At 27.6% G+C, this 2,324-nt stretch carries 2 protein-coding genes; both read right to left on the reverse strand.

The features are described 5' to 3' along the window. Positions 1–51: 51 nt before the first annotated feature. Complete coding sequence (locus E0D94_RS14590; RefSeq protein ID WP_130808301.1) at positions 52–660, reverse strand: hypothetical protein; 609 nt, start codon at positions 658–660, stop codon at positions 52–54. Positions 661–751: 91 nt separating this feature from the next. Next, entirely contained in the window at positions 752–1,126 is a 375-nt protein-coding gene (locus E0D94_RS14595; protein ID WP_130808302.1) for a lactococcin 972 family bacteriocin, read from the reverse strand. Positions 1,127–2,324: the final 1,198 nt, after the last annotated feature.

The following is a 2,324-nucleotide window of genomic DNA, read 5'->3' on the forward strand; positions in this document are numbered from 1 at the left end:
TTATTCTTATGAGACAGAAAGTTATCAAAAATTAATTGATCCATCGGAAACTTATATATATGAATTTGAGATACCTGATGATATATTAAATGATAATCCTAAGCTACTAACATTATTAAAAAAAGCAACGAATTCATCATATTTCTCTTTTGAAGTGGCCTCTATTCTATAATTACCTGCGTATTTATAATTTGATATTATATTATCCATTACATGTATCGAATAGGTATCTTTTCCTCCAAAATTGCTTATTACACCTCTTTGATTATCTGAAGATGTTCGATCCGTAGAGATAAATAGATCTGGATTTTTCATATCCTCTATATTAAGACTATATCCTTCCACAAAATTTATCTTTTCGAACAAACGTGTATCTGTTGTCAAAAATAAATACGCTTCGGTATATGAATTTTCTTTTTCATCGTCATAGTAAGACATGGTGCGGATAATATTAATTTTGTTATTTTCCGCTGCTTTTTTTAATAATGTTAGTAGCTTAGGATTATCATTTAATATATCATCAGGTATCTCAAATTCATATATATAAGTTTCCGATGGATCAATTAATTTTTGATAACTTTCTGTCTCATAAGAATAATAATTTGTTAAAGTTAGTATTAAAAACATAGTAAAAGTAAATATTCCTAAAAAACGTTTCAAACCATAGAACCCCCTTATCAAATTACAAATGTCGCCATCATGGTAAATGAAGGGTCGCTTTCATGAAAGCGACCCTTCATTTACCATGATTTTATTTTACGTCCCAATTAGAATAACCAACTGACTTTCTAGGTCCAATTTCACTAGACTTGGATGTAGTACGAGCATCTACCCACTTGCTAGTATCGTATTTGCCATCAATTTCACAACTTGAACGATGTACTTTAGTATTATGATCGAGGTTAGACCAAACTTTTTTCTTCAAAGTAATTGTCAGGCGTGTTCCATAATCCCAACTACCGTGACCATCATCAACCAATTTAATAGTATATGGTGTGATTGTTGAAGGTTCACCTTTTAATACAACAGTACCACCTTTTTCTGAATTGTTGCCATCTGCAAAAACAGGTACTGTCATTGTTAGAGCTAATACACAACATAATAAAGTTTTTCCAATCTTTTTCATTAGACTTATCTCCTTTTTTAATAAATTTTACTAAAATGACAATGAAGCCATTAGTAATTTTTATGAATTATTCTTAATGTCTTAGTTTATAATAACATAATATTGTAAAATTTGCAAATTATTAGTATTTATTACATATTTGACTTTTTCCGTATTTTCATAAGATTTTTTCTTTTATACTATAAATATTCATAGAACCCTCTATTATAAATTATTAATAATCAACTCATAATAGATTAATTTAAGTATATATGATATAAAGTGAAATAAATGTCAAAGTGTGTCGTGTGATGAAAAATAGTAAAATGGTCTTATATTTATTTATATTAGTATCTTTAAATTTAGAACATGAAATAATCTGTATAAAGTATTTATTATAAGGTAACTTTAATTTTTATAGGAGATATCTTTTAAAAAGTAATAAATATCAATATTTAATCCCTTTGGTATCCTACAAATAAAACTCTAATATCCTTAATAAACAGGAGTGCGAAGCACTCTCAGAGTGGATAGAACCCCACTCTATATCCTGCACTTACGCAGTGGGCGGTTTTGGCTCTAAACTTATGGAGAATATAAGGGATTCTTTTAGCCCGTATTCGTAATAATTTAGAAAGACAAAACCTCTCACAAGTCTATCTTTAAAAGTTAAATAATTTTCAGATGCAAATTATCAATCAAATATCTTTCTAAATTAAATAAAAAAAGGAGTATTTCAAACACTTTCTCATTCGAAATACTCCTTTTTTTACCTTCTGCTTTCATAATTATTTTATATAACCTATCTGTATGACATTGTCATACATTGTATGACAAAATTAATATTATAACCATTCTATATATCCAATTTTATAAACCTGTATTTCATGCGAATAAATAAACCTATATAATATAGAATTATATAATAACATATTATCCAATATAATATTATAATACCCGATATAATATTAGTGTATATTGAAATGGTACATTATTAGGATAAAAAACTAAAGTGTATGACAATGTCATACACTTTTTAACCAAAATTAAAAACGTGCTAGTTCATAGCACGTTCAATAAATTTCTATATAGGTGTATTTTTTTATTCGGCTTTTATACCTAGATGGGGAGGTGCTAAAACACACAAAACCTCAGTTGATTGAAGCCTCCATACTCACTACCCATCGTAGATTGTACTTCTTAGGCTAATTATATTATA

The organism is Senegalia massiliensis, assembly GCF_900626135.1.
In the GTDB taxonomy this organism is placed as follows: domain Bacteria; phylum Bacillota; class Clostridia; order Tissierellales; family SIT17; genus Anaeromonas; species Anaeromonas massiliensis.